At 42.1% G+C, this 19329-nt stretch carries 19 protein-coding genes; 1 reads left to right on the plus strand and 18 read right to left on the minus strand.

What is annotated here, in order from left to right:
• Window positions 1–46: 46 nt before the first annotated feature.
• The 14 genes from MPH60_RS15290 to MPH60_RS15355 form a co-directional block, all read right to left on the minus strand.
• A complete protein-coding gene (locus MPH60_RS15290; protein ID WP_241590471.1) occupies window positions 47–1024 on the minus strand; it encodes a quinone oxidoreductase family protein in 978 nt (325 codons plus the stop codon).
• A gap of 16 nt (window positions 1025–1040) precedes the next feature.
• Window positions 1041–1820: an enoyl-CoA hydratase/isomerase family protein gene (locus MPH60_RS15295; RefSeq protein ID WP_241590472.1), complete on the minus strand. Its 780-nt coding sequence runs from the start codon at window positions 1818–1820 to the stop codon at window positions 1041–1043.
• 17 nt (window positions 1821–1837) lie between these two features.
• Window positions 1838–2617, minus strand: a complete 780-nt coding sequence (locus MPH60_RS15300) for an SDR family NAD(P)-dependent oxidoreductase (protein WP_241590473.1) — start codon at window positions 2615–2617, stop codon at window positions 1838–1840.
• Window positions 2618–2645: 28 nt separating this feature from the next.
• The gene (locus MPH60_RS15305; protein ID WP_241590474.1) at window positions 2646–3404 is read right to left on the minus strand and encodes a 2-phosphosulfolactate phosphatase; all 759 of its coding nucleotides are present in this window, start codon (window positions 3402–3404) and stop codon (window positions 2646–2648) included.
• 1 nt (window position 3405) lies between these two features.
• A complete protein-coding gene (locus MPH60_RS15310) occupies window positions 3406–4470 on the minus strand; it encodes a phosphotransferase family protein (RefSeq protein WP_241590475.1) in 1065 nt (354 codons plus the stop codon).
• Between the two features lie 29 nt (window positions 4471–4499).
• Window positions 4500–4901 (minus strand): acyl-CoA thioesterase, encoded by a 402-nt coding sequence (locus MPH60_RS15315; protein ID WP_241590476.1) that lies wholly within the window; start codon window positions 4899–4901, stop codon window positions 4500–4502.
• A gap of 15 nt (window positions 4902–4916) precedes the next feature.
• A complete protein-coding gene (locus MPH60_RS15320) occupies window positions 4917–5696 on the minus strand; it encodes an enoyl-CoA hydratase (RefSeq protein ID WP_241590477.1) in 780 nt (259 codons plus the stop codon).
• Window positions 5696–6580 (minus strand): 3-hydroxyacyl-CoA dehydrogenase family protein, encoded by an 885-nt coding sequence (locus tag MPH60_RS15325; RefSeq protein WP_241590478.1) that lies wholly within the window; start codon window positions 6578–6580, stop codon window positions 5696–5698. Before MPH60_RS15325 ends, MPH60_RS15320 begins: the two co-directional genes overlap by 1 nt.
• Window positions 6581–6623: 43 nt before the next feature.
• Window positions 6624–7187 carry a TetR/AcrR family transcriptional regulator gene (locus MPH60_RS15330; RefSeq protein ID WP_241590479.1) on the minus strand — a complete coding sequence of 188 codons (564 nt, stop codon included), beginning with the start codon at window positions 7185–7187 and terminating at the stop codon, window positions 6624–6626.
• A gap of 72 nt (window positions 7188–7259) precedes the next feature.
• Window positions 7260–8870, minus strand: a complete 1611-nt coding sequence (locus MPH60_RS15335) for a long-chain-fatty-acid--CoA ligase (protein ID WP_272492813.1) — start codon at window positions 8868–8870, stop codon at window positions 7260–7262.
• 37 nt (window positions 8871–8907) lie between these two features.
• Complete coding sequence (locus tag MPH60_RS15340; protein WP_241590481.1) at window positions 8908–9681, minus strand: SDR family oxidoreductase; 774 nt, start codon at window positions 9679–9681, stop codon at window positions 8908–8910.
• Window positions 9678–10907, minus strand: coding sequence for an acyl-CoA dehydrogenase (locus MPH60_RS15345; protein WP_241590482.1), 1230 nt, complete (start codon window positions 10905–10907; stop codon window positions 9678–9680). Before MPH60_RS15345 ends, MPH60_RS15340 begins: the two co-directional genes overlap by 4 nt.
• Window positions 10908–11012: 105 nt before the next feature.
• Window positions 11013–12335 carry an ATP-binding protein gene (locus tag MPH60_RS15350; protein WP_241590483.1) on the minus strand — a complete coding sequence of 441 codons (1323 nt, stop codon included), beginning with the start codon at window positions 12333–12335 and terminating at the stop codon, window positions 11013–11015.
• A gap of 196 nt (window positions 12336–12531) precedes the next feature.
• Window positions 12532–13884, minus strand: coding sequence for a TrkH family potassium uptake protein (locus MPH60_RS15355; protein WP_241590484.1), 1353 nt, complete (start codon window positions 13882–13884; stop codon window positions 12532–12534).
• 234 nt (window positions 13885–14118) lie between these two features.
• On the opposite strand from MPH60_RS15355, the gene MPH60_RS15360 reads away from it, so the two are divergent.
• Window positions 14119–14310, plus strand: coding sequence for an alpha/beta-type small acid-soluble spore protein (locus MPH60_RS15360; RefSeq protein WP_034314196.1), 192 nt, complete (start codon window positions 14119–14121; stop codon window positions 14308–14310).
• Between the two features lie 56 nt (window positions 14311–14366).
• Here the strand turns inward: MPH60_RS15360 and MPH60_RS15365 are convergent, their stop codons facing one another.
• From MPH60_RS15365 to MPH60_RS15380, 4 genes are all read right to left on the minus strand, one after another.
• Window positions 14367–15632 carry an anti-sigma factor domain-containing protein gene (locus MPH60_RS15365; protein WP_241590485.1) on the minus strand — a complete coding sequence of 422 codons (1266 nt, stop codon included), beginning with the start codon at window positions 15630–15632 and terminating at the stop codon, window positions 14367–14369.
• Window positions 15629–16372, minus strand: a complete 744-nt coding sequence (gene sigI / locus MPH60_RS15370; RefSeq protein ID WP_241590486.1) for an RNA polymerase sigma factor SigI — start codon at window positions 16370–16372, stop codon at window positions 15629–15631. The genes MPH60_RS15365 and sigI overlap by 4 nt, the downstream gene beginning before the upstream one ends.
• Before the next feature lie 353 nt (window positions 16373–16725).
• Window positions 16726–17508, minus strand: coding sequence for a TerC family protein (locus MPH60_RS15375; protein WP_241590487.1), 783 nt, complete (start codon window positions 17506–17508; stop codon window positions 16726–16728).
• A 258-nt stretch (window positions 17509–17766) separates the two neighbouring features.
• On the minus strand, window positions 17767–19326 hold the full coding sequence (locus MPH60_RS15380; RefSeq protein WP_241590488.1) for an aldehyde dehydrogenase family protein: 1560 nt from the start codon (window positions 19324–19326) through the stop codon (window positions 17767–17769).
• Window positions 19327–19329: the final 3 nt, after the last annotated feature.

Below are 19329 nucleotides of genomic sequence, written 5' to 3' on the forward strand. Positions count from 1 at the left end.
GCAAAAATCCCATTATCATACGAGGGGTGCATCACACCCCTTCTTCTCATTTAACCTGCAAAATCAACTTCCCTTTTGTTTGACGGGCGTTCATTTCCTCATGGACGGCTGCTGCCTTTTCAATTGGATAGATGCCGCCGATGGTTAGCTTAAGTTTCCCAGACGCGACATATGCAAAAAGTTCTTGAATGCTGGGCAACAGTAAATCTGGGTGTTTCATGATCTGTGGCAGGAAAAACCCTACGACGGATTGATTGCGCCTCATTAATTGCTGCGGGTTCATCGTATAAGGCTTACGGCTGGCATTACCAAAAACAACTAGACGTCCAAATGGTGCCAGACATTTCAATGTTTTATTGAAAATATCCCCTCCAGCCATTTCCAGCGCCACGTCCACTCCCTTGCCGGACGTGACCTCACGGACTTGCATTTCCCATCCTTCTTTCGTGTAATCGATGAGTTCATCTGCCCCCATCTCTTTAGCCAGTTCCAACTTTTCCACTGTGCTGGCTGTGGCAATTACTTTTCCAGCCCCGAAGATTTTAGCTAGCTGGACAGCAATCGTTCCCACTCCACCTGCAGCAGCATGAACCAATACCGTATCCCCCTGTTGCATGCGTCCCATTGTCTTTAAAATATGATAGGCGCTCAGACCTTGAAGGGGCAGGGCAACAGCTTCATGGAACTGAATGGCATCAGGAAGCGGAATGGCCGAAAATTCATCAGATAGGGCGTACTCTGAATATCCCCCTGATTCAATTAAACTCACGACCCTTGTACCAGGTTTGATTTTAGTCACCTTTCCGCCAACTTCCACCACAACGCCAGCCACTTCCGCACCTGGAATGAACGGAAGCGGAGTAGGTACTACATATTGCCCTTCCCTTCTGGCTGTATCTGCATAATTGACGCCGACACAATCGATTTCAATCAGAACTTCATGCCCAGTTGGCACTGGTCTTTCCATTTCAGTCAATTTCAGTACTTCCGGTCCGCCGTATTCTTCAAAATGAATGGCTCTCATCTTTATCCCTCCCTTATTAATTCCCTGTAAATTCCGGTTTTCTCTTTTCTTTGAATGCTGCAACTCCCTCCAGATGATCTTCTGTTGAAGCCATCAAGGTTTGCGTGATGCGCTCCTGTTCGAGTATTTCATCAAGTGTAGCCGTAAATGAATGACTAACGAGCCTTTTCATCATTCCATAAGCTTTTGTCGGTCCATTTGCCAGCTTTTCCGCAAGTTTCAATGATTCTTCTTCAAGTTGATTGAGTGGGTATATATAATTAATGACACCTAACTGGTATAAGCGCTCCGCAGAAATCGGTTCGGCAGAAAAGAAGAGCTGCTTTGCAAGGTGGGGCCCTACTAATTTAGGTAAAAAATAAGAACCCCCCCCATCAGAAATCAGGCCTACCTGTGAAAAACTCATGGCAAATTGACTATCATCGGAAGCCACGATCAAATCACAAGCGAGTGCCAGATTGAATCCTGCCCCTGCCGCAAATCCATGGACGGCAGCGATTACGGGAACCTCAGATGCATCCAAAGCCATTATGCATTCGTTCATTCTGCCGACATGATCATACAATTGACCTGCCGAGGCCTTCCCCATCGACTTTACGTCTCCTCCTGCAGTGAATGACCTTCCCGCCCCTTTGATGATGACGGCCCTTATATGTGGTGTATGTTTTACATCCTTAATCGCTTTCGTTAAGCTTGCAATCATATCAGGACTAAACGCATTCAAGCTTTCAGGACGATTCAAAGTCAGGATCATTACATTATCGATTACTTCTGTCAATAAGTGTTCTTTTAACATGTACCCATCCCCTTTTTCTATTTGATCAACCAGCCGCCATCCACCAATAAATCCGTCCCAGTCATATAGGAAGCCTCTGGGGAAGCAGCGAAGGTAATGACATTACTTATTTCTTCCGCTTTCCCCACTCTTTCCAGTGCTGTGTTCCGTTGAATGGACTTTACGAATTTTTCATTTTGCAATCCATTCTCCGTTAATGGAGTTTCAATGAATCCAGGTGATACGGAATTGACCCGAATGCCTACTGCAGCGAGTTCCAATGCCAATGATTTAGTTAAACTGATGACACCTGCTTTAGCGGAGCTGTAATGCGGGATGACTGCCCCTGCCTGATGCCCTGACAGTGAAGCCACATTCACGATTGCCCGATTGGCGGCGCCCTCATTACCACTGCCCGCTCCTTCTTCCATCACTTTCCCCAAGTACTTGGAAACAAGGAAGACACTTTTCAAATTGACATGCTGAATCATATCCCAATCAGCTGCAGATGTATCTAAAAGCTTCGAGGACTTTGATCCACCTGCGTTATTGATTAAAATGTGAAGGTCACGATATTGTTCCTTTACATACATGGCCAGCTCTATTACATCCTCCTCGACGGTAACATCTGCAGGGAAAATGTCGGCCACGGGAATCGTATGCCTGGCATTGATTTCTGCAGCTGCTTCCTCAAGCTTTCCTTTCGTCCGCCCTACCAACAACACTTTTGCCCCTTCGTCCGATAGGCGCATCGCTGTAGCTTTCCCAATACCGGAGCCTGCACCCGTCACCACCGCTATTGATTGTGAAAACCTCATCCCCTTCACTCCTTATCTGAATATTGAACTACGTTTCCTGCCTTTTCAATTCAGCTTCAATCCTTCCATCCACCAACTCCGGGACAAGATCGAACGAACCTTTTTGCGCTGCCAATTCCAAATCGGCGATCAAACTATGTTTGTCAAACAGCTGTCCTACATACGATGATTTCAGGATATCAAAGGCATTTTCGCTATTCGTGCGATAAAGCGCATTGGCAGCCTTGGCTGCATCGTTGAGTATGAACGAGCCTTGCGATCCAGCAATCAGGCAATCTATCAAATGGCCTGCACCGTAAAAATCTTCCAGACTGAATTCACCTGAATTTCCCGAACAAACGATGAGAATCGTTTCTGTTTTATGATATTTTTTTATTTTTTCCGCAACAGACGGATTATTCAACAAAGAAGCAATATAAACCCTTTTGGCAGCGGCTGAATTTCTCAACGCAACCGTTCCATTAGTAGTGGACAATATTAAAGTTTTGCCGCGTACCAACTTACTCAATAGCGTTGGACTTGGATACATTAAATCATCAACCGGCTTTGCTTTTAGTTCCCCTGCCATTACAAAATCCCCATGGTCCAATTCCTGGCTTTTCACCAAGGCATCCAGTGGATCCATGACGGGTATCACCTGGCGTGCTCCCTCATGAAGTGCTGAAATAATCGTTGTGGTCGCTAATAACACATCCAGGATGACCGCAACTTTCTCCCCTTCTTGAAGCTTTTCCACATCTATCTCTTCTTTTTTTAGTAGTAAATGAATGTTTTGAATATATTCCATTTTATTGAACTTCCTTCGCAGCTACATTTGCAGCATGAGTGAGTAAGCTTTTAACCGTTTTACCAAGATTGGAAAAACGGGGATCATCAGTCTGGCCTTTTTTATATCGATAATAGATTTGCTGAAGGATGACAGCCAACTTAAAATAACCAAAGGTTAAATAAAAATCGACGTTGGTAACATCCCTGCCACTTCTTGCTGCATACGTCTCGATAAATTCCCTTCGAGTCAGGAAACCAGTTAAAGTCGTGACGGACGCTTGACCCACACCGATTTTGATAAGTTCCGGGTCACCGCTTTCCGTCCAGTAGCTTAATGCCACTCCTAGATCAGCTAGCGGATCACCAACGGTGGACATTTCCCAATCAAATAAACCAACCATCTCTGTAAGGTCCTGATTGAACATGGCATTATTGATCTTATAGTCATAATGGATTATTGAATTCTGGCTATACTTCGGGATATTTTTTTGAAAATAATTAATAAGCGGACGAATTTCCTTGATTTCATCAGTTCTTGCTCTCTCATAGCGGGAAATCCATCCGTGTACCTGTCTTTCAATGAACCCTTCAGGTTTAGATATTTCGACCAAACCCGTTTTCTCATAGGGAATCGAGTGAAGGTCAGCAAGCCGATTGACCATGATATGAGAAAGCTGTCGGCACTTTTCAACAGTAGGCTCGATTCCCTTGGGAAATTCAGTATCTATTACAATTCCATGTTTCCTTTCCATTAGGAAAAAAGAGGCCCCCGCAACCGATTCATCATCCGAGAACAGAATAGGCTCGGGAGCTGCTTGAAAATATGGGTTGATTGAGGAAAGGATATGATGTTCACGCTTCATATCATGTGCCTTTGGAGCAACAGGGCCAAGCGGCGGCCTTCTGAGAACAGCCTCCCACTCACCAACTTTCAGCTGATAGGTCAAATTGGAATAGCCCGTAGAAAATTGTTGTAATTCCAACGGTTCATTTGGAAGATCCAATACATTTTTTCTTAGGAAACCTTCTAATGCACCAATATTCAATTCCTCGCCGGGCCGAACAGGAATCGTATCGTCAACCATGTTCTTCCACTCCTTTAGACTTTGTCATTCTAATTATGAACAAGATGTGAAATGAGCTTTTCCTTAATAAATTCAGGAATAGGTTCACTTTTTTGTTTCAAAAAATTAAAACAGACTAAAACTGCGCTTCCTTTAGCAATCACTTCCCCAGTTTGTGAACAGAGAATATCATGTACCATATCACAGCTTTTCGTACCTACCTTTGTCAAAGATGTACGAATCGTCAAGAGTTGATTGAAATATCCCTGAGCAATAAAGTCGCATTTAGTGGAGGCTAACAAAAAATTCCAAGATTCAACATTCGTCGCTAGGCCCAAAGCTTCAAAAAATTTCATGCGCGCTTCTTCAAGGTAAATGAAATAGCTTGTGTTATTGATATGGCCCAAAGCATCCGTTTCGGAAAAACGGACGTTGACTTCCAATTCATGCATAAGACCCCTCCTTGATTAACGATGTACGAAAGCAGGTTTACGTTTATCCAAGAAAGCGGAAACCCCTTCTTTAACATCTTCAGTTTGGAAGATTTCTTCAAAAAGATTCGCTTCAATCTCTAGACCTTGTTCAAGTGTTGCCTCACTTCCTTCATTAATCGCCTTCTTGATTCTCGAAAGTGCCTGAAGTGAGTGCCTTGTCATTCGTGAGGCCAAGATTTTCGCTTCCGATAAGCCGCTGCCTTGCTCAACGACTTTATTGATAAGCCCGATCTTTTCCGCTTCCGCGGCACCAAGCGGATCACCGGTAAATATAATCTCTTTTGCCTTTGCATTACCTACAAGTCTTGACAAACGCTGTGTACCGCCACCTCCAGGGAATAAGCCTAATTTCACTTCCGGCAGACCAATTTGAACCTGTGTTTCAGCCACTCGCAAATCACAGGCCAGTGCCAGTTCGCATCCGCCGCCCAAGGTCAGGCCATTTAATACAGCCATCGTGGGTTTAGGAAACTGTTCGATTTTAGTTAGGACGGCATGACTTTCCTTTACCATTTCTTTCATATTCGGGTTCCCCATCATGCTAGGGAATTCTTTTATATCAGCCCCGGCCGCAAATGCGATATTGCCTGCACCGGTTATGAGTACCGCAACAGTTTCAGTATCTTTTGAAAGTTCATCGAAAGTTTCTCCCAATTCTCTGAATACTTGTTTGCTGATTACATTTAATGGAGGATTATCGATGGTGATGACCGCAAGCTTATTTTCCTTAACCACTTTAATTAATTTTGTCATCAATTCTTCACTCCTTGGTTTGGATAATCATACCAGCCTTTTCCTGTTTTCCTGCCTAAATGTCCTTTATTCACCTTTTCTTCTATACAAGCATTTGGCTTGTCTTCTGGATTTCCAGTTTCATTGAAACGCTGCTGCATGACAAAATACCCTACATCAATACCTGATAGATCCATCAGTTCAAAAGGGCCGATGGGATGGCCTAAAGCTTTCCTGCAAATTAAATCGATATCCTTATAATCCACAATTCCTTCTTCATACAAATATAAGGCCTCACGCTGCAACGCTCCCAATATTCGATTGGCTACGAATCCCGATATCTCTTTCCTCAACAAAACTCCTGTCCTATTCATTTTCTCTGTCACTTCCATCGCAAGCTTGGCTGTTTCCTCCGATGTTTGTTCACTCATGACAACCTCAACGCAATCCATGACTAGAGGCGGAAAAAAGAAATGCATATTAATAAACTTATCCGGACGATTCGTTACACTCGCAAGCAGGCTATTGACGATCGTTGAACTATTCGTTGCAAAAATGGTTTCCGCGGGGGCAATTTCTTCAAGTTTAGCGAAGACCTCCTGTTTCACATCAAGTTTTTCAACTACCGCTTCAATGATCAGATCGGCTCCACTCGCAGCTTTCTCAAGATCGGTAGTATATTGAAGACGGCTAAAAGCAGCCAATTTACGATCTTCAGACAATTTTCCTTTTTGAACCCATTTAGTCAAAATGACGTCCAATTTTTCTTTGGCTGTATTCAACGCGTTTTCCTGAACATCCTGAAGAATCGTTTCGTATCCTCCAAGTGCAGCAAGCATCGCAATTTGATGCCCCATCTGACCGGCCCCAATTACGGTTATCGATTGAATTTGCTTGTTGGCCATGCCTTCTATCTCCCTTCAACTAACTGGTTAGTATGTGACCTGGTCACGCTTCAATTCCCTGCAGGATCATTCCCATAAAAATGGAGGCAACTTCCTGTTCGGTTTTTTCACCTTCTGGGTCGAACCAATGATAGCTCCAATTGGCTACACCCAAAATAGCAAAAGAGATGATGGATGCATCGAGATTGGAACGCAGTTCTCCGCTCTCGATGCCGCTAATCAGCACTTGCTCGATTTTATTACGGAACTCATCCCGCTTAGGAAGGATTTGTGCAAGTTTTTCGTCACTTAGATTTTTCATTTCACGGAAAAAGACCGTTGCGCTCGATTTTTTGGTTTTGATGCTTTTTAAAAGCATATATACCATATCGAAAAGCTTATCCTTACAGCTTTTCCCTGGTTCCGAAATGATCATTTCCTGCTCACTAAGCAACTCGTCTATATATGCGAGATGAATATCCATAAGCAATTGCTCTTTGCTCGTAAAGTAATAATAAAACGTTCCCTTCGTCACCCCGACCGATTCGACGATATCGGAAATCGACGTTTCACTAAAGCCCTTCTTTTCAAATAAGCGTATGCTATGTTCTGTCATTTTTTCTTTCATGTAAGTACCCTCGCAATCTGTTAAAATTTCAGCTGAATTGATATCATACGCTTTCGTACTATCAAAGCCCTCTTATTTCCTGGAAAGTTCTTCTCTTAAAGCCCGCCTTAAAATCTTTCCGACATTTGTTTTCGGTAACTCTTCACGAAATTCAACGAAATGCGGAACTTTATAGGCCGATAGGTTGGCACGGCAGTAATCGATGATTTCCCGATCATTTGCCGTTTTATTATTTTTAAGTACAAGCACCGCTTTTACCGACTCCCCTCGGTACGCATCCGGAACGCCGATGACAACCGCTTCCTGGACAGCAGGATGTTCATAAAGCACTTCCTCCACATCTCGCGGATATATATTATAACCACTTGCGATGATCAAATCTTTTTTCCTATCGACAATATAGAGATACCCGTCTTCATCAACTTTGGCGATATCACCCGTATAAAGCCAACCATCCCTAAGGGTTAACGCCGTTTCCTCCGGCATATTCCAGTACCCTTTCATCACTTGGGGGCCTTTGACGACCAATTCCCCCATTTCGCCAGTGGCCACTTCTTTAGTTCCGTCTCCCAGGTCCATCACTTTATATTCAGTCGAAGGGATACCGATCCCGACGCTCCCCGGCTTCCTTTTTGCAAATACCGGGTTACAATGTGTTGTTGGCGAAGCTTCCGTAAGACCGTAGCCTTCCAATATCTTTGCACCTGATTTTCGTTCGAACTCACGGAGCAGTTCCACGGGCATCGGAGCACTTCCGCTGTTACAGACCTGAATGGAGCCCATTCCATATTCTTCTGCCTTCGGGTGATTCGTCAACGCTACATACATGGTAGGTACACCAGGAAAAGTGGTCGGCTGTTCACGCTTTATCGTTTCCAGCACTTCTTCTATTTCAAATCGCGGCAGCATGATCGAGTCACCCGCAATATACACGGATAAATTCATTGCGGACGTCATTCCAAAAACATGAAAAAGCGGGATGACCGACAGCGTTCTTTCAGAGCCCATTTTTAATTCATGCTTGAAGAATTCGTACGATTGAACGACATTGGCCAGAATATTGCTGTGAGTCAGCATCGCCCCTTTTGAACGGCCAGTCGTCCCACCTGTGTACTGAAGAACGGCTATATCATTTTCCGGATCGATTGATACTGGATTGACTTTCCCATCACCTGTCTTCATGAATTGGTCAAAAGAAGCATCAGGCTGGAAATCTGCATCCGAAGGCTGAAGGCTTACGGCGATAATATTTTTCAGATTTGCATGTTGCTGAACACTTTTCACTTTCGGGTATAATCCGTCCAATACCACGATCGTTTCTGCACCGGAGTCCTGTAAAATATGCTGCAACTCCCTTTCAACCAGCATTGGGTTGATTTGGGTGATAATGGCTCCTGTTGTCAACGAACCATAATACGCAATGACGTATTGCGGACAGTTAGGCAGCATGATGGCGACACGGTCGCCTTTTTGAACACCTTTTTTTTGCAGGGCTGAAGCAAAGGCTTGCGACGCATGAAAAAGTTCCTGATAAGATATCTTTCGGTCATAAAAAGTAATAGCTGTATTGTTTGGATAAGACTGACATGCATTTTGAAGGATTCTTTGCATCGGAAACTCCGGGACTTTTATTTCCTTTGAAATTGAATCTGGATAAACGGACAGCCATTTTTTTTCATTCATCATTTCATACCCTCCAGCTATATTTACTTACCTTTCATTACTTTGCATGTGAACCTCCATCCACAATCAGGATATTTCCAGTCACAAAATCAGATGCCCTCGAGGCCAGGAAAACCGCTGCCCCTTTTAAATCATCATCACTCCCTAATCTTTTTAGCGGGGTGGAATCCAAGATTGGATTCTTCCCTTGCTCAAGAACCCCTTTCGTCATTTTTGTCGGAAAGAATCCAGGAGCGATCGCATTTACATTGATATTATGCTGACCCCATTTAACAGCTAAATCCTTTGTTAAAGTAATGACCGCCCCTTTACTCGTATTATATCCGACCGTATCGAGCACCCTGGGGTCGGTCCCCCCTAATCCGGCGACGGAAGCGATGTTTATGATTTTCCCATGTCCCTGCTCAATCATGACCCTGCCTGCTGTCTGGCTCATGATAAAGGTTCCGGTTACATTGACATTCATCACCTTCTGCCACGCTTCAAGGGGCATGTCAATGGCCGGTGCCCCCCAAGATGCCCCGCTATTGTTTACTAAAATGTCGATGGCACCGAATTCACGGTACGTTTCGTTAACCACTTCCTGTACATCTGACGGATTGGTGATATCACACTTGAAGGAAAGCGCCTTGACTCCTAGCTTTTCGATTTGCGAAGCAACTTCGTCGCATGCCTCCTTCTTCCTTGAACAAAGAACGACATTTGCCCCAGCTTCGGCAAAGCCCGTCGCTATTTGAGCTCCCAATCCTCTCCCTCCGCCGGTTATGATCGCCGTCTTTCCAGTCAAATCGAATAAGTCGGTCACTTTCATATTTTCACCTCATGCTTTTGTTGGTATTTTCGAAGTTCTAATTTAGCAACTTGTGAGCGGTGAACTTCATCGGGCCCATCAGCAAGCCTTAACGTCCGTGCATTTGCCCAATGTGCAGCAAAAGGGAAATCATCGGAAATCCCTGCAGCTCCAAAGCCTTGTATGGCCCTGTCCAGCACTTTCAATGCCATATTTGGTGCCACCACTTTTATCATGGCAATCTCCGCCTTCGCTTCCTTGTTCCCGACTGTATCCATCATATAAGCGGCTTTTAGGGTCAGAAGTCTCGCTTGTTCGATTTCAATCCGTGAATCGGCAACCCACTCCATGATCACACCTTGTCTCGCCAATGTTTTACCAAAAGCGACACGGCTTTGAATGCGCTTACATAATTCTTCAAGTGCTCTTTCAGCAGCGCCGATCAGCCTCATGCAATGATGTATCCTTCCAGGTCCGAGTCGTCCTTGGGCAATTGCAAATCCTTTGCCTTCCCCCCATAGAATATTCGTTGCCGGGACCCTCACATTTTCAAAAGTGATTTCAGCATGGCCATGCGGGGCATGATCATAGCCAAACACAGGGAGCATTCTCTCGATTTTGACACCCGGTGTATCCAGCGGTACAAGAATCATTGACTGTTGTTCATGCTTGGACGCCTCAGGGTCTGTCTTCCCCATGACGATGGCAATTTTGCATCGAGGATCGCCTGCTCCCGAAGACCACCATTTTCGGCCGTTTATGACATACTCATTACCCGTCTTTTCTATCCGACATTCGATATTGGTCGCATCGGAAGACGCCACTTCCGGTTCCGTCATCGAGAAGCATGAGCGGATTTCCCCAGCAAGCAAGGGCTTCAGCCAGCGTTCTTTATGTTCATCAGAGCCGTACCTCACCAACACTTCCATATTACCAGTGTCCGGCGCATTACAGTTGAAGATTTCAGGTCCTATCGTCGACCTACCCATGATTTCACAAAGCGGGGCATATTCTAGATTTGTTAAACCCGCGCCATAACCGCTATCAGGTAAAAATAAATTCCATAATCCTTCTTCCTTTGCTTTTGCCGTCAATTCAGCTAATATCGGGGGTATTTCACTCCAGCGGCTCTTCTGTGCTTCGAGCTGCTTTTTGTATATTGATTCATTTGGGTAGACGTGCTTTTCCATGAATTCCGTTAACTTCTTTTCCAAGTTTTTCACCTTTTGAGTATGTTCAAAGTTCAAATTGATTCCTCCTTTTAAACTTACTAACCGGTCAGTATGTTATTACTTTTAAATTATATACACAACATTCAGATTTTTTCAACAATTAAACCATTTAATTTCTTATCATTCAAAGCCCTGAACATGGATCTTTTGGTCCCCACTATATTCCTTTTTCTGGACGGTGGGAAATATACAAACGATTTTCGTACCTTTTTTCAATTCACTTGTGATGAAAACTTTTCCGCCATGATTTTCGATGATTCTAAAACAAACGGAAAGTCCCAATCCCGTTCCTGATGCTTTTGTAGTAAAAAATGGTTCTCCTACTTTTTGCAGGGAGTTTTCCGGAATACCCTCCCCTTCGTCCAAAATGCTCAAAAAAACTTCCCCATTTTTCCCATTTATGCTCACAAAAATATTTCCGCCATTCGGCATCGATTCTATGGAATTTTTTATCATGTTTATTAGTACTTGCTTGATTTGGTTTTCATCAAAGTACATAAAAATAGGTTCTAAATCATAATTTTTATGAATTTGAATATCGTTCAGTACGGCGTTAGTCTCCAATAACGTCACGACGTGGTTACAGCTTTCCTTTAAATCCTTCTCAAGAAAAACCGCCTCAGCAGGCTTCGATAGCAGCAAGAGTTCATTCAGCACTTGCTCAATTCGATTTATTTCCGAAAAAATAATATCATAGTACTCCTGTTTTTCGGCACCGCCATCTTTAATCAACTTCACGAATCCCATTATGGCTGTCATCGGGTTTCTGACCTCATGTGCAATCCCTGCCGCAAGTTGGGCAGCCGTTGATAATTTGCTTGATGTGATCGCCAAATGTTCGTTTAGGCTCACAAGCTTTTCCTCCGCATGTTTACGTTCATTGATTTCCGATAATATGCCCGCCGTCCCGATGAATTTCCCAGCGTCATCATAAATTAGTTTAACGAATGCTTCAACCCAACTTGTTCCCTTTTTCGCATTTAGTTTTATGTCCGCACGAAAATATTTATTCCCTCGATGAAAGGTGTCTGCAAAGGCCTTTAAAACGTCTTGATAAGAATTGTTATCCATATGTTTAGAAAAGTGAAGCCCTAGGGATTCATTCACGGTTGCACCACTCATCGATTTCCATGCTGGGTTTAAGTACAGCCAATTTCCTTTATCATCCGTTTGGAAAATAACCTCATTGAAGCTATTGACCAGTTCTTTGGAGTAATTTGAGATAATGCGATAACGCCCTTCGCTATCCTGCAATAAAGCAATCGTTTTACGTTGATGATCAAAGAAGGCACCCAAACACCAGGCTATGGTTAATATTACAATTAAATATATTCCTGCAAAGGCGGAAAACCTGCGTTCTTCATGACCGATCCACCCTATATAGGTCAGTATCATTATAAAGAAAAGGGCAGGGACAAAGATTCTTCCTGTATATTTCTTCACTTCTTCCACCTCCTTACCAAATGATTTATACTTCATCCGATCAAATTCCAAGTAAGGGGCCAAATTAGCATATCTTTTAAATAGAAATGGTGGAAAACTCACTTATAGGTAAATTTCAACATTTTATCAAAGATTCCTGCAAACAACACAAAAAACCTTTCCACGTGTGGAAAGGTCAATGTTAAACTAAAATCATTTATCCAATGATGACACGTTCTTTTGGATAATGGAAATTTTCCGTTACTTCTTTATGGCCTATGATATACAGGAGGGAGGTTATCCCGACACGGCCAATGAACATAATGATCATAATGACAATTTTACCGGTATAACTGAGGTCAGGCGTGATTCCCATCGAAAGGCCGACTGAGCCGAAAGCCGAACATACCTCAAAAATGATTTGCATCAAAGTGAAATTTTCGGTAATTGATAAAATGAAGACCGCCATTATGCAAAGAAGGGATCCCATGATCATAACTGCTGTCGCTTTGCGGATATCATCAGGGTGAATCTCCCGTTTGAACACTTTAATGGAACGCCTTCCTCTCATGAAATTCCATAAAAATAAAATCATGATGGCCAGTGTAGTTGTCCGGATTCCGCCCCCGACTGAACTTGGGGATGCGCCAATGAACATCAAAATGCTCATTAATAAAAGGGTCGGTTCCGAAAAGTCACTCACATTCATGGTTGCTAACCCGCCGCTTCGCGTATTGGAGGACATAAATAAAGAGTAGAAGAACGATTCATGCCAGCTCTTATTTTTAAAAAATCCATTTATTTCCAATAAATAAATCAGGATCGTTCCCCCTATGATAAGGGAAAAGAAAGTGACTGAGGTCAACTTCGTGAATAAAGAAAAATGAAACTTATAAGTACGGGCCCTATTGGACAAAAACTCTTTCAGCTCAATTAAAACAGGAAAACCAATGGCGCCAAGGGTAAGCAGGATAATCGTAATGAACTGTACAAAATAATCGTCTTTAAATGGAATCATCGATATACCAGTAATATCAAAACCAGCATTCGTGGTGGCACTTACGGCTAAAAATAAGCCATTTAAAAAGGCCTCTTTCCAGTCTGGAAAAAAATTCAGAAAGTAAATGCCTAAAACGAGAGCTCCAATCATTTCAATTACGACAAATATCTGAATGATTTGGATCAACAATTTAACAAGGCCAGAAAGATTCGATTGGTTTTGATCAGTCATGATCAATTGCCTTTCCTTCAAGCCGATTTTCTTACCCACTATAAGCCAGAAAAAGGTTCCGAGTGTCATGATGCCAATACCGCCAAATTGGAGAACGAACATTAGAATGAAATAGCCTACCTCATTATACACTTCGGGCAAACTAACAACTGTCAGACCTGTCACACTAACTGCACTTACGGCTGTGAATAAAGCATCCATGAATTTAAATTCCACGCCTGGCTTCAGAGCAACCGGCAAACTCAACAGTATGGTCGAGATAGTGACGGCCAAAAAATAATAACCGACAATAAGCTGAGCTGGTGTTAACTTTGATAATATTTTTTTGATAGCAAACATAAAGAGTTTCCTTTCTTACTCCTATATAGTTATGTGAATCACATAACCATTAAAAATCTAGTTTACCCTTTTTTCATTCTTTTTTCCATTCTCTTTTAAAACTGACTTACTTACAACAAAAAGGCAGGATTACCAATAAGTTTGATGCTGCTCATATAAGTAAAACTCGCCATTCTACTTATACTATCATTACAGCGGCAAAAGCCGTTGAAAAAGTAAAGGGGAGATTCAAAAATGGCTAACAGCAGTAACAATCTTCTTGTTCCTGGAATCGAACAAGCATTAGAACAAATCAAATATGAAATAGCATCTGAATTCGGTGTACAATTAGGTTCTGATACTTCAGCACGTGCCAATGGTTCAGTTGGCGGAGAAATCACGAAACGTCTTGTACAACAAGCACAATCTCAGCTTAAAGGTCAATAATTCCTAACACAATTAAATATCCATGGCTAAGAGTCCAGCTGCATGCTGGACTCTTTTTAATGATTATGTCCATTTTCGTTTCCATTATTGCCTTTACCCCTTTTCGACTTATCCCAATCTTGCTTATCTTGTTTATTTTGCTTATTTTGTTTATATTGCTTATTCTGTTTTGCTTGCTGCTTATCCCGTTTAGCCTGCTTCACTTGGTTAGCTTGTTTCCTTTTATTTTCGTGCTCCAAGTGATCATTATTATTGTTTTCTTTGGCTGATGAAACTTTTTTTACATCGAACTTTTTATCATGTTTTTCATTTTTCTGCTTGTACTTTGATTGGTTGCTGTGGTCGCTATCGGGTTTTCCTTTTGACTCATTGCTTTTTTCCTTGTCTCCATTTTTTGCATTCCGTTTTCCATTTGTATCTTCCCGTTCAGTTTGCTCCTTAATTTTGGTAACTTCCATACCCGCGTTTTTCCGTTCAGCTTCATTGGCCGGCTTTTGTTTTTTTTCCATTTCATTATTCTCTTTTTTCTTTTCTCCACCCGATTTGTTTTCCGTACTCAGTGTTACGCTCTTCTCTTTCGGAATAACAACCTTTTCCTCGACTTTTTTATCTGGTGCTGGAGCTGGCTCCCTCTTATTGACTTTTATCTTATCTTTATCTTCATTCAACTTCTTTTCGAGATACTTACCCGTGGATATGCCTTGTTCCCTTGCTTGCTTCCGATCACTTTTTGTTGCCTGGATCACTTTCATTTTTGTGTTAGAAACATTATCCTGCTCAGAAATTTCTTTTATCTCTTCTTTTAAATTTTTATCCAGTTCTTTATCTTTTTCCAATAACGTTGTGGAAACGACAATTTGTTTATTTCCTTTCAAATAACCAAGTTGCTTCGTCGTTTCAACGATCCGGTTTGTAACAGTCTTTATATCCTTGCCTTTCCAGTCCTTCAGCTGACCAATCACAAGCTTGCCGTCTTCATTTAAACCGGTAAGTTTGAGAACTTCTAAATCATCGTCAAGCTCCAATTCAATGCTTGGATTCACATCTATCGTCATATATGCCGACACAGGACCGGAGAAATAAGAAGGAAGAATCGAAAACAGAATCAAGAAGGTGGAGGCAATGCTTAGCACGGCCGTTTTTTTGAAAGATGAATGAAAATTGGAAAAGGCTAAAGTGAACGTTTGTTTAGCAGGTGAAAAAGTGATTTCCTCACCCACTTCATACTCCCTTTCCTGCCTTTTGGTTTTCAGAAATTCACCCTCGGGGGTCAATAGGGTTACAAATCGCTTATTAACTGTAAGAATAACTCCTTTTTTCATCCATCGATAGCCCCTTTTATATAATCATTCAAATACAAAAAATCTCCGTTTATTATGATTGCCACTGCAATGATGTACTTTCTGTTCCGTTCAATCGTTTTTCTGCTTACTTCCACTTTTCCCTCAAGCTGTTTTACGGGCAGCCGCTTTTTTGCAAACAGGATTTCTTTCAGTTCGTCATCTTCCATTAACAATTTAGCGATCATAATAGCTCCCTTCCTGGCATCTGCATGTTTGGGAGAGTTTTCAACTAAATCCTCAAATGACAGACCAAAATCCTCTAGATGGCTTATATAAAGCAGAATTTCTTCTTTACGTCTTTCCGATTCCTTCTGCTTCTCGTATTCATTGATGGAATTTTCATTATCGATATATATATGGCTTTGCTCATTATCATCATTCAGTGATAAATCCAATAGGACTTCTTTTTGTTTGGACTGGCTTCTTATATAATCTATAACCCTTCGTTTAACGAGGGTTTCGGCAAATGCCAATAAAGAACGGCCTTTTTCCGGGGAATATTTATCGATTGCCTCGTTAAAAGCAATCAGTCCAATACTGAATTCATCATCTGATTCGTATATGTAACGTTTACAAACCGATGACACTGTTTTCGCAATAAAAGGTTTGAATGACTCTATGGTATCATTGCGAAGGCTAATATCGCCTTGTTGAATTTTCAATACGGTTTCTTCTAAAGAACGCTTTTTTTTGAATGCTGTAAACAACAATCCAAGCATTTACTCACCTCGCTCCTGTTGAACGTAAAATACGCATCAACATACTTATCTTAAGCGGAGGGAGTCTAAAAGACAGTACCAAAAGAACTATTTTTGCATTAAAAATGAAATCACACAATATATCAACATGATAAAATACTTAGTTTTTTCTCGTTTATTACAGTGCAATTACAGTAAGTTATCTTTTTCCTGATATTCGTCCAATACAATGGGACAATTGTCATTTTTATAACCGGAATTTAATATTCACATCTTTTAACATATCATTCGTAAACACCCCTGCGCTTTTGAGGGTCATCTCATAAATACATGAAAAAGCAAAAAAAATAGGCGTGACCAGCACGCCTGTTTTTTTAAGCTTCCTGTATTTTTTTCTCTTCTTTTTCTTTTTTTTCTTTTTTGCTTGAAATGATCCATGCACCTGCTGCAATTCCAATCAATACAACCCAGAAAATCGATTTCCAAAGAGTTGATTCAGGAAAATGATGATCGATGACAGCCAGTGAAGGGTGTGCGAGTGTGTGTACCGCCAACTTCACTCCGACCCAACCCACTATCAAAAATGCAGCCATTTCTAGGGAAGGACGCTGATGAAGCAACTTCACGAACGCATTTGCAGCAAATCGCATAATGATCAATCCAATCATGCCGCCGAGGAACATTACCGCGAATTGCCCTCCGTCAATACCGCCGACTTTCATCCAGCCTGTTTCAGGAAGTGTAACAGCCAGTGCGACGGCTGCCAACATTGAATCGATTGCGAAAGCTATATCAGCCGCTTCAACCTTTACCACGGTCATCCAGAAGCCTGATTGCTTTTTAGGTTTCGTGATTTCCTTCTCACCTTTACCAGCGTATTTTTTGTAAATGTGCTGAAAAGCAATGAAAAGTAAGTAAATCGCACCGATTGCTTGAACTTGCCAAACCTCGACAAGAAAGGAAATAAGGAATAAACTTGCAAATCGGAAAACAAAAGCTCCCATCAGACCATAAAACAAGGCTTTTCGCTGTTGTTCTTTTGGCAAATGCTTAACCATGACAGCCATGACGACTGCATTATCCGCAGCAAGTATCCCTTCTAACCCAACCAAGATAAGAAGGACCCAGCCATATTCCAATAATATTGATGCTTCCATGCATTCAACCTCCAATAGTTAGTATTTCCTTCCTACTGGCATTGGCAAAATAAAAAGACCTCTGCCATATAGGCAAAGGTCTTGCTGAACATGAAATCATGTCAACAAAGCCGATGAATGTTTAACATTCACGTAATGACGACTTTGTTTTAGGGCGAACCCTAACGCTACTCCCCTTTGAAAAGGAAAATCAGTTATTAAGTATATTAATAGTATACGCGCTCGTTATGAAAATAACAATCTTTTTTTAAACGGATCTCATTTTCTGGTCCCTTTGGATAATTTTATCAATCGCAAATATTCTTTGCCGAAACGAATCCAGTTCGGTTTGGCAGAAAAGTAATTCTGGAACAGCGATAAAAAACTCGTGTATTTCCCTTCATATGGATACCATTGTATTTCTGTATTGTTTTTACCTTTATCGACCATGATCGCTTTTTCATGGCAGAAAATCTTCAATCCATGCTCGCCATGATAGCGGCCAACCCCGCTTTGTTTGGCACCGCCAAATGGTAAGTGATGATTAGCAACTGTTATCAGCACATCATTGATCGTCACCGCTCCTGTTACTAACCGAGACGCAATTTTGCTTGCTTTTTCCCTATCCATCGTCCAAACGCTGGAATTGAGTCCATATTCACTTTCATTTGCCAGGGCGATTACTTCTTCCTCCGTATCAAAAGGCACAACAGGCAATACTGGTCCGAACGTTTCTTCTTTCATGATTTTCATGGAATGATCGACATTGGACAGAATCGTCGGCGGAATGAAATGGGTCTGTCCCGTTTTCCACTCTTTCGGAGGTATTCCTGCTTCAAGTACGGCCCCCTTATTCAGTGCATCCTCCAGTTGTCCAGCCACAATATCAACTTGTGCCGGGAAAGTCATTGAACCGATATCATCCTGCGAATGCACCCCCTGCCTCATGGACTTCGTTTTTTCTTTAAGAAGCATGAGGAATTCCTTATAAACAGGACGTTCCACATAAACCCTTTCAACACTCATGCACACCTGCCCGCTGTTTGTGAAAGCCCCCCAAAGGGCCCCGTTCACAGCCCGTTCCAGGTTGGCATCACGCAGAACGATCATTGGATCCTTCCCGCCAAGCTCCAAAGTAGTTGGGATCAGTTGTCTAGCTGCGACCTCACCAATCATTTTCCCGGTCCTTACAGATCCAGTAAAAAATATATAATCTGGCTTTTGCTCAGTTAATGCCGCTCCCAATTCTTTTCCTCCATGGGCAAACTGTATAGCTCCGTCCGGGAAACCAGCTTCAAGAAACAGCTTTTCGATGCACACCCCAACTAAAGGAGTTACCTCTGAGGGCTTGGCGATGACTGTATTTCCCGCTGCTAGAGCATTAAGAATGGGTACCATGGAAAGCTGCAGCGGATAATTCCATGGTGAAATGACGAGAATCGTTCCACGGGGCATAAACTGGATATAAGATTTTTTTCCAATTAACATGAGCGGAGTGGTGACCTTTTGTCCGGAAAGAGTTTTCACTGCATGTTTCTCGATATGCTTGATTGCATCAATGGTTGGCATGATATCGGCAACCAGTGCTTCAATTTTCACTTTTCCTGTATCTTTTGAAATGACTTCCGCTATTTCATCCATTTTATCAACCATCAATAAACGAAGCCGTTTTAAATAGTGCAGCCGTTCTTTGATGGGAGTATTCGACCATGCTTGGAACGCATGTCTTGATTTCTTATATATATGAGGAATCGACTTCAATGGCGTTGGGACAATTTCCGCAATCTTCTCACCTGTTGCCGGAGAAAACACTTCCAGCTTATCATGTATTTCTTCCATAAT

Origin of the sequence: Peribacillus sp. Aquil_B1 (genome assembly GCF_022603275.1) — a bacterium.
Taxonomy (GTDB): domain Bacteria; phylum Bacillota; class Bacilli; order Bacillales; family DSM-1321; genus Peribacillus.

What these genes read in the sequence shown, in the direction of transcription:
- MPH60_RS15290 (WP_241590471.1), bottom strand. Translation starts at nt 1,024, where the DNA reads ATGAGAGCCATTCATTTTGAAGAATACGGCGGACCGGAAGTACTGAAA.
- MPH60_RS15295 (WP_241590472.1), bottom strand. Translation starts at nt 1,820, where the DNA reads ATGTTAAAAGAACACTTATTGACAGAAGTAATCGATAATGTAATGATC.
- MPH60_RS15300 (WP_241590473.1), bottom strand. Translation starts at nt 2,617, where the DNA reads ATGAGGTTTTCACAATCAATAGCGGTGGTGACGGGTGCAGGCTCCGGT.
- MPH60_RS15305 (WP_241590474.1), bottom strand. Translation starts at nt 3,404, where the DNA reads ATGGAATATATTCAAAACATTCATTTACTACTAAAAAAAGAAGAGATA.
- MPH60_RS15310 (WP_241590475.1), bottom strand. Translation starts at nt 4,470, where the DNA reads ATGGTTGACGATACGATTCCTGTTCGGCCCGGCGAGGAATTGAATATT.
- MPH60_RS15315 (WP_241590476.1), bottom strand. Translation starts at nt 4,901, where the DNA reads ATGCATGAATTGGAAGTCAACGTCCGTTTTTCCGAAACGGATGCTTTG.
- MPH60_RS15320 (WP_241590477.1), bottom strand. Translation starts at nt 5,696, where the DNA reads ATGACAAAATTAATTAAAGTGGTTAAGGAAAATAAGCTTGCGGTCATC.
- MPH60_RS15325 (WP_241590478.1), bottom strand. Translation starts at nt 6,580, where the DNA reads ATGGCCAACAAGCAAATTCAATCGATAACCGTAATTGGGGCCGGTCAG.
- MPH60_RS15330 (WP_241590479.1), bottom strand. Translation starts at nt 7,187, where the DNA reads ATGAAAGAAAAAATGACAGAACATAGCATACGCTTATTTGAAAAGAAG.
- MPH60_RS15335 (WP_272492813.1), bottom strand. Translation starts at nt 8,870, where the DNA reads ATGAATGAAAAAAAATGGCTGTCCGTTTATCCAGATTCAATTTCAAAG.
- MPH60_RS15340 (WP_241590481.1), bottom strand. Translation starts at nt 9,681, where the DNA reads ATGAAAGTGACCGACTTATTCGATTTGACTGGAAAGACGGCGATCATA.
- MPH60_RS15355 (WP_241590484.1), bottom strand. Translation starts at nt 13,884, where the DNA reads ATGTTTGCTATCAAAAAAATATTATCAAAGTTAACACCAGCTCAGCTT.
- MPH60_RS15360 (WP_034314196.1), top strand. Translation starts at nt 14,119, where the DNA reads ATGGCTAACAGCAGTAACAATCTTCTTGTTCCTGGAATCGAACAAGCA.
- MPH60_RS15365 (WP_241590485.1), bottom strand. Translation starts at nt 15,632, where the DNA reads ATGAAAAAAGGAGTTATTCTTACAGTTAATAAGCGATTTGTAACCCTA.
- sigI (WP_241590486.1), bottom strand. Translation starts at nt 16,372, where the DNA reads ATGCTTGGATTGTTGTTTACAGCATTCAAAAAAAAGCGTTCTTTAGAA.
- MPH60_RS15375 (WP_241590487.1), bottom strand. Translation starts at nt 17,508, where the DNA reads ATGGAAGCATCAATATTATTGGAATATGGCTGGGTCCTTCTTATCTTG.
- MPH60_RS15380 (WP_241590488.1), bottom strand. Translation starts at nt 19,326, where the DNA reads ATGGAAGAAATACATGATAAGCTGGAAGTGTTTTCTCCGGCAACAGGT.